This window comes from Phyllobacterium sp. (assembly GCF_037994405.1).
In the GTDB taxonomy this organism is placed as follows: Bacteria; Pseudomonadota; Alphaproteobacteria; order Rhizobiales; family Rhizobiaceae; genus Phyllobacterium.
Map to the genome: position 1 here is coordinate 1 of NZ_JBBNAN010000262.1, position 7,742 is coordinate 7,742.

Consider the following 7,742-nt stretch of genomic DNA (forward strand, 5'->3'; position numbering starts at 1 on the left):
ACCTTGGTGATGAACGATCATGCCACACACGAATGCCACATCCGGATCTTTTGCCATCATGCCCTGCATGGCGGCTGGCTTCATCATGGCCATCATGGCATCCATTAGTTCCGCATGGGCGGCGTCCATTTTGGGTGCTTTGGGCATGGTCATACGGTGGTTGGCCATTTTCCTTTCGTCGGCCGCTTTGCAGGCCGCAGGCATCATTCCGCCAGACATGTTGTGACCCTTGCCCATTGCTTCCTGAGCGAGAGCGATTGAGCTGCCACTAATAAGGATTGCGACGGCCAAGGCTGGTGTAAGAATACGCATCTTGAATTTCCTTCATTTGCCATTGAACTCACGCACCTGGCCGCGAGGACAGGTGTGTCGAAAATGAACTGGAAAATCAAAGGTGTTGAGGAGGTTTTTCGAGCCGTGTCGAGACCGGAATGACTGCGATCTCGTGCGTGAGGTCCGCGACACGAAATCCCGGCAGCTCAATCGCCATAGCAGCTACTTCAGTTTGCATGGCAACCCAGCAATGGCCGATTGAGCAACAGTGTGAGGCGATTCCGGAATAATGTTTACTGGAAGATGTTTGGATGCCGGAAGCGTGAGGTATCCCCGTACAATCAGCGATCGCCCTGCGCTCGGGTGAGCGAATGCCTGCCCCCGCACTTGATGTCGCAAGTACGAGCGCCAACAAAACTACGAAAAGAATTTGCGCGAACTTACGGATAGATCCCATACTTCGGTGCAGCCTCCGTCTTCGTAACCGTACCACCGGAATAATGTTCCGCCAAATAGATCAACATGCCCCGTCCGGATCACCGAAGATGGCCCGGCACTCGTTGGAAAGATTTCCGCTGTCAGTCCCATCAACCTGTAACTGATCAATCCCAGCCATTCGTGGGCAGCGAGGTCAGAGACCGCGAGACCCGCGGCAATCGAAGCGACGGGCTTATAAAGGTCGGCAGCGCTCCGAGTTCGATAGTCGACCGGATAGGGAACGATGTTTGCGCCGGCCGCATCAAAGGCTCCGGAGCGCGTGTGGCATATGAGATGACTGGTCAAGGCATGCTGCATGGTGCCGGCTTTGTCCAACACGATTGTCGGGCAAACCAGAAGGCGCGAACGAATGGACTCAGGAAATGGGAGGCGTCGCGCAAACCGCTCGCCAGAGGTTGGTTTTCCATATGTCTTGGGCGGAGGTAGCCTGGTCCGGTGCAACTAGATATTCCTTGCCTCCGACAAATATTTTTCCAGGTACTGCATGGCATTGAACGAGCGCTTTGTGCAACCCATTGTCCTGAAAGGTCACCGAGCCCGTCGCATCGGTTTCGATAAGTTTGATGGTCACGCCGAAGTCGTATTCTTGCTGCAACAACGCCGAACTTGAAGTCAGTGCCATAGTCACTGTGGTCTGGTCGCTGAATGTTTGTGTGTGAAACGTGATGGGTTCTGCATTTGCAACGCTCGCTCCGAATAGCGATATCGCAAGCATGCACTTCGATAAGTTGCGCATGACCGAACTCCTCCCAAGTTTCCTCCAACCCTATTGTAGCAGATTTTGCAGTTTGGCCGAACGGAAACCTGATTGGACTCGGTATAGGTGCTCTTCTGTCGCGGTCAGCCCCGCGACATAGCGGACTTCGGGGATTCCTATGTTTTTCAATTCCACATCGAGCGGGCGGCGATGATTGATCACATGGTGCGCACCCATTTGCATGCACCAGGCAACGGTTTCCGGGCGTGATGCACTGGCGATCACGGTGAGGCCGGTCAGTTGGCGGGCGATCTGGGTCAGGATCGAGCCGACACCGCCGGCACCGTTGATGATCAGCAGCGCATCGTTCCGCGTCTTGTCTCCATAGGGAACGCGAAGGCGGTCGAACAAAAGTTCCCACGCTGTGAGGGAGGTCAGGGGCAGCGCCGCTGCCTGCGCAAATGTCAGCGACTCGGGCTTCATGCCGACGATCCGTTCATCTGCCGCGTGAAACTCACTGTAAGAGCCTGCTCGATCGATAGCGCCTGCATAGAACACCGCATCGCCTTTTTGATCATCGTGACTTTGGGGCCGGTGGCTTCCACCGTTCCGGAAGCGTCATAGCCAAGTATGCGGGCTGTCCCTTCGGCGGGTGCGGCGCTGGCCCGGATCTTGACGTCGGCAGGATTGACGGAGACCGCTTCGACCTTGACCAGGATATCGCGTGGCTTGAGGGCGGGCATCGGCAGATCAAGATCGACGAGTGCCTGGTCGTCATTGATAGGCAGCGGCTTGTAGTAACCAACAGATTTCATCGGATCATTCCTTTCAGAAAGTTTTTGGAGTTAGTGCTGGACGAAGGGACCAGGCAGGCAGTTCGCCCCGGGATCCTCACATCGATCTCCGGCCGGGTGACCTCGGTAACTCAAAGTTCTCAGGTCCCCCATCAACATTCAATTTCTGAGCGCGCATGTCTCACTCCTGTTCGATGGCCAGACTGAGGGCTTGCTCTCAATAAGTAAAACGCATAGTTCTAATCATAACAATCTGAATTTCGACTAGATGGATCAGTTATGCGATACCCGGATCTTGAAATCGACCTGTTGCGCGCGTTCGTCGCTGTCGCCGAAACCGGAGGATTCACCGCTGCTTCCGAGGTGGTCGGGCGCTCGCAGTCCGCCGTCAGCCAGAAGATCCTGCGATTGGAAGAGACAGTCGGACGGCGGCTGTTCGAGCGCACCAGCCGCGCGCTGAACCTTACCCGTGACGGCGAACAACTCCTTGTCACAGCCCGGCGGATACTGGAACTTAACGACATTGCAGTCCGGGGTATGCTCGAACCCGCGACCGTCGGCAGTCTGCGCCTCGGCGTCTCGGAAGACTTTGTGCCGCGGCAATTGCCAAGCATGCTTGCGCGCTTCCGGCGGTTCTATCCCGGCGTCCATCTGGAGTTAATGACCGGACTGAGCTGCAGCCTCCTTGCCGCCTATGAGGACCGTGCCCTCGATGCCGTCATTGCCAAGAAGGATGGCGCTGCCCAGCGCGGTCGCATCATCTGGCGCGAGCCCCTCGTCTGGATGGCATCTACCGACTACAAGCCCGACTTCTCCAAACCGGCACCGCTGGTTCTGCTCCAGCCACCCTGCACCTATCGTGAGGTGATGATTCAGGCGCTGGATTCGGTGCGCCGCGAATGGTTTGCGGCCTGCACGGCGAGCAGCCTCATGGGCATCCAGGCAGCTGTCGCAGGCGGCCTTGGCGTCACGGTTCTCGGCCGTTCCTTCGTACAGGAAGGTCTGCAAATCCTGCGCGCTCCAGAACATTGGCCCGCTCTGCCGATGACTGAAATTGTCGTGATCGGCGAAGACACTGCTCAGGCTGAGCTTGTCCAGCCGCTCATTTCTTACCTCACCGGGAGCTTATCGGGCGCGACTGCCAACGCAGCATAGCGGCAGTATGGCTTGGGAGATGCGGATCGTTTGGGACGATCCGCTCAAATGGGGCCTTTGCAGTTGGCAAAACGCTGCAAGCTAGCGTCGGCGTGAGCCGAGTTTCGAAATTGCGCTTTTTGTGGCTTCCTTGATCTCCTGATTGGAACCGAGCGCGAGCATATGATTTTCGGCGAGATCGACCAATGCCGCGGCCACCTCTTGATCTCGCCAGCCGGCGGCCATGGCTCGTTCCGCCATGTTTTGAAAGGCGATCTGCATCGCATTCTGACAACGAACGCTTCGGTCCGGATCGTCGACAGGAATTTCCGGTGCGGGCACAAAGTTCGAAGCGTTATGAATGGCGGCCGATATAATGGGACCTCGCCATCAGAGGTGAGCATCTTCAACTGCTGAACCTCAATGCTTAGGCCCAGCTTCGTCGCCCTCCGAACCTCGGAATTGAAGATACGCATCGCCTCAAGCACGTTCCCGCCTGCTTCCCTACGCTCGTCATCGCTTCTTGTGGACATAGTTCGTCGTCTCCTGTTTTCGCACCGTCTCGAAGGAGAGCCTACTTTTCTTCTCGGGTAAGATCCGTCGCGCCATTTGCTTGTTTGATGAGAGCAGAAAGGATCCCTGGTTTGGCTGCTATCGTCACTCCATGTCTGGCACGAGCGCGCTGTTATTAGGGCAGTTGAAGGCTACAAAAACGATGAGGTGATCCGGGATGGCCATAGCAAGTAAGACACTCCGTTTCCCCTGCCTTGTCGAGTACATCGATAGGCGGCAACGATCCAGCAATGTAATATGAATAGCGGCAAAACCAGCAACGTCATATCGTTTGCCGGGGAAACCTCCCGGAGGAGGTCATTTGCAGGTCATAGCCGCGCTAATCTGTCGTACTCTTTTGACAGCGACACTCTCACTATTTGCTTTCCATGCTTTTGCCGAAGAAGCTCCTCACATTCACGTTGTCGACGGAGATACACTGGATGTGGATGGTGTCAGATATCGCCTTCACGGCATTGATGCACCTGAACCGGGTCAGAAATGCAAATCAGCAAGTGGCGGAACCTGGCCGTGCGGCAAGGAAGCAAGCAAGGCGCTCACGGATTTGGTTAAAGGCGGATCCCTCATATGCGATGACCGCGGCAAAGAAATTCGTGGCCGAACCTTATCGGTGTGCACAATCGACGGAGTAGACATCAACGCTGAAATGATCCGCAGAGGAATGGCTTGGTCTTTCAAAAAATATTCACATGACAACGACCAAATCGAGGAAATTGCCAAAGCGAAACTTGTGGGTGTGTGGCAAGCGCAAACTGAACGGCCTGGGAATTTCGAGCGCACAAATGGGAAGATTGGAAGCAAAAAGCTCCCGATGGTTGCCCAATAAAGGGAAATATTAATAAGAGCGGCGACAGAATCTATCATGTCCCTTGGTCCAGAGATTATGCCAAGACGCGGATTGATACAAAGAAAGGTGAGCGTTGGTTCTGCGACGAGACCGAGGCAATCGCCGCCGGATGGCGTGCACCATACTGAGGAAAATGGGCCCAACGTTGCAGCTGGACAGATTTTGACGGCCAGCCCTCATTGTTTGCGATATGGGCCAGTTCGAAAAGCGTTAGGTTGTGACGATTGAACCATGGCAATGGTTATTTCGCGATCTGGGCGGCGTTAGCAATACATGTCCGGGGGCAGCCTTGGGTGGAACTGCTTCCCATTGGTCATGACTTTTTTGATGAAATATCCCATGGAAAGCGATCGGTTTCGTTCCATTAGGCTTGAGCGTAATTCTCAATCGTAGATTGGGGGGTGATTGCCCCGCCGAGAGGAGCGATTGCACCCGCATTCATTGTAAGACCGCCTACTGTGACATTTGGATTGAAGCCTCCCCGGTGGGGAATTGCGATCGGCTCGACGACAGGCTTGTCAGAGATTCTCTCTGATTGAGATTTTCGGGAACCATTAGCGCACCGAGCATAGTTCCGCATCGCGGCATCATGAATAAAATGCCACATTTTCCTGACAACATTCCTGCTGAAACAAAGTGGAGTGGTTTCATGAAGCGCAAGCCAAAATCCCCGCGGAGCCCCTTAGACGAACACACTGTGGATGAGTTGGCGTTTCAGGAGCGTCTGATTATCAAGTATATGGAAGAAGGCATGAGCCGTGATGAAGCGGCAATGCAAGCGCTGGCCGATTTGCGGGAGAAAATGGATCAGCGCTGAGATTTGAATCTTCAAAAAGCTTTTATAGTCGGCAAAAGGCATTGGGCATTAAAGCCAAGTGTATTATTTTGTGGAACGCACAGCCTGCAAATACTCGCCGCTCGACAATCAACTCTTATTCGCGATGGCAAATCATGGCCTCATTCATGGAGTCTTTTGGTGCCTTTGAGGCTTGGCTTGAAGCCGAGCTGAAGGGTGATTTATTCCAACCCGATCGCGACAAGAAACACACCAAAATGCAAGACAACGCTTTCGCCTTTTTGCGCGCTACCTATTGGCGATGGGCGGAGACCATATTGGAAATTTGCCCTGAGCTCTCGGACGCGCCTGTGGTAGTGGCGATCGGCGACACGCATCTCGAGAACTTCGGAACGTGGCGTGACGTCGAAGGCCGGCTGGTGTGGGGAGCCAATGATTTCGACGATGCGGCTCCCATGCCGTATGCACTTGATCTGGTTCGTCTGGCGGTCAGTGCAGCTCTTGCACGCAACGATGAAACAACGTCGGTACGGGAAATATGCGAAACGATCCTTGGGGGTTATCGGCTTGGATTGAACAAGTTGGAACCGATAATCCTCGATGAGGAGCACAGGAATTTGCGTGAAAACCTTGTGATGCCGGAAAACGAGCGACAAAAATTTTGGGACAAATTAGAGAAAGCCCCTCACGAGCTGCGTGGCACACAGCCGGCATACGAATTCGCTCTGCATGACGCTCTGCCCGAAATAAATCCTACATTCTCATTTGCGCGACGAAGTGCGGGAACGGGCAGTCTCGGTCGACCGCGGTTCGCTGGCACTGTTCGGTGGAAGGGCGGGAACGTGGTGCGTGAAGCCAAGAGGCTCGTTCAGTCTGCTTGGTTGCTGGCGCATTCGTCAGGAGACCACACGATATTTACAGAATCGATCGCCAAGGGGCGGCAGCGGTCTCCCGATCCTCACTATCAGGTCACGGGCTCGATCATTGTGCGTCGGCTTTCGCCAAACAGCAGAAAGATCGAGGTTGAGGACGATCGGGAAATTATCCTGTCGCATGACATGCTGGAATTCATGGGCAGAGAGATCGCAAACTGTCATGCCCATGACGCTACGGCCTTTGCTGCCGTGGTCGGCGATTTAGAGCATCGCGGCTCCGAATGGCTCTGCGATGCCGTTAAGAAAGTTAGACCGATAGTTGAGGCCGACTACGAGGAGTTCAAGGATAATTTCCCATTGAACCGACAATAACGTGGGAAGCGCGCTTGCCCTCCTCTCGTCTAGCGTGCGTTATTGGCACGCTGGATTACGCGCTATTATCCAAATTGTGCGTCTTTGGTCCAATTTAATGGCACTGAAAACGTGCAGAATGCTTCCGACAGATTGATGACAGCAAGACGAGGTTCCCAGAAACCTTAGCGTTCTGATAAGTTTTTTGACCCCCGGCCGTGGTTCCCCTCCCTTCCACGGCAAACTGTAGCTCCCGCATCCCTCTCAGGACGGGAGCCACTTTTTTCTGGAACTGCGGGTATTTGCCCATTAACGCTTGCACCTTTTCGCCAGAAGTTTAATTTGTGCATCGCAGCAACTATTTCGCAGTTGCAGCATTAGAGCATGTGGGAGGCAATTGTGGACGTTGACTGAAAGGTGACACCATGCGGAACATTGCCGACACGATTAAAAGACTTAACGCCAGACATACATTTGCCGACGCGTTGAGCAGGGCAACCAATTCGCGTCTGAAGCCGCTACCGGATTTTGGCTCCAATCCCGGCAACCTGCGTGCTTGGCACTACGTTCCGGTCGGCTTGGCGATCGATGCTCCCCTGGTGGTCGTGCTGCACGGCTGCACACAAACGGCAGCGGAATACGACATCGGTTCCGGATGGTCTCAACTCGCCGATAAACATGGATTCGCCCTGCTCTTTCCCGAACAGCAGCGATCAAACAACCCGAACCTTTGTTTCAACTGGTTTGCCACGGCAGACACCACGCGCGGGCATGGAGAAGTCCTGTCGATTAGCCAGATGGTGTCGACCATGATCAGAAGGCATTCTCTGGACCGAGCGAGAACCTTCATAACGGGTCTGTCGGCCGGTGGTGCCATGGCTGGGGCGATGCTGGCAACTTACCC

Annotated in this window: 11 protein-coding genes; 5 read left to right on the forward strand and 6 right to left on the reverse strand. The window is 54.5% G+C overall.

What is annotated here, in order from left to right; all coding sequences use genetic code 11:
* The 5 genes from AAAC48_RS14575 to AAAC48_RS14595 all read right to left on the reverse strand — a co-directional run.
* On the reverse strand, positions 1-312 hold a 312-nt coding region (locus AAAC48_RS14575; protein WP_340654865.1), incomplete at its 3' end, for a DUF305 domain-containing protein.
* Positions 313-690: 378 nt separating this feature from the next.
* Positions 691-1,056: a hypothetical protein gene (locus AAAC48_RS14580; RefSeq protein WP_340654866.1), complete on the reverse strand. Its 366-nt coding sequence runs from the start codon at positions 1,054-1,056 to the stop codon at positions 691-693.
* Positions 1,057-1,126: 70 nt separating this feature from the next.
* Positions 1,127-1,507, reverse strand: a complete 381-nt coding sequence (locus AAAC48_RS14585; protein WP_340654867.1) for a hypothetical protein — start codon at positions 1,505-1,507, stop codon at positions 1,127-1,129.
* 30 nt (positions 1,508-1,537) lie between these two features.
* Complete coding sequence (locus tag AAAC48_RS14590) at positions 1,538-1,951, reverse strand: zinc-binding dehydrogenase (RefSeq protein ID WP_340654868.1); 414 nt, start codon at positions 1,949-1,951, stop codon at positions 1,538-1,540.
* Positions 1,948-2,283 (reverse strand): alcohol dehydrogenase catalytic domain-containing protein, encoded by a 336-nt coding sequence (locus tag AAAC48_RS14595; RefSeq protein ID WP_340654869.1) that lies wholly within the window; start codon positions 2,281-2,283, stop codon positions 1,948-1,950. Before AAAC48_RS14595 ends, AAAC48_RS14590 begins: the two co-directional genes overlap by 4 nt.
* Before the next feature lie 258 nt (positions 2,284-2,541).
* Between AAAC48_RS14595 and AAAC48_RS14600 the strand changes: the two genes are divergently transcribed.
* The gene (locus AAAC48_RS14600; protein WP_340654870.1) at positions 2,542-3,417 is read left to right on the forward strand and encodes a LysR substrate-binding domain-containing protein; all 876 of its coding nucleotides are present in this window, start codon (positions 2,542-2,544) and stop codon (positions 3,415-3,417) included.
* 81 nt (positions 3,418-3,498) lie between these two features.
* On the opposite strand, the gene AAAC48_RS14605 is transcribed toward AAAC48_RS14600, so the two are convergent.
* The gene (locus AAAC48_RS14605; RefSeq protein WP_340654871.1) at positions 3,499-3,678 is read right to left on the reverse strand and encodes a hypothetical protein; all 180 of its coding nucleotides are present in this window, start codon (positions 3,676-3,678) and stop codon (positions 3,499-3,501) included.
* 592 nt (positions 3,679-4,270) lie between these two features.
* Here AAAC48_RS14605 and AAAC48_RS14610 point away from each other — a divergent pair.
* The 4 genes from AAAC48_RS14610 to AAAC48_RS14625 form a co-directional block, all read left to right on the forward strand.
* A complete protein-coding gene (locus AAAC48_RS14610; protein WP_340654872.1) occupies positions 4,271-4,795 on the forward strand; it encodes a thermonuclease family protein in 525 nt (174 codons plus the stop codon).
* Positions 4,796-5,405: 610 nt separating this feature from the next.
* Positions 5,406-5,633, forward strand: a complete 228-nt coding sequence (locus AAAC48_RS14615) for a hypothetical protein (protein ID WP_340654873.1) — start codon at positions 5,406-5,408, stop codon at positions 5,631-5,633.
* Between the two features lie 134 nt (positions 5,634-5,767).
* Positions 5,768-6,859: a DUF2252 family protein gene (locus AAAC48_RS14620; protein ID WP_340654875.1), complete on the forward strand. Its 1,092-nt coding sequence runs from the start codon at positions 5,768-5,770 to the stop codon at positions 6,857-6,859.
* A gap of 404 nt (positions 6,860-7,263) precedes the next feature.
* On the forward strand, positions 7,264-7,742 hold a 479-nt coding region (locus tag AAAC48_RS14625; RefSeq protein WP_340654874.1), incomplete at its 3' end, for a PHB depolymerase family esterase.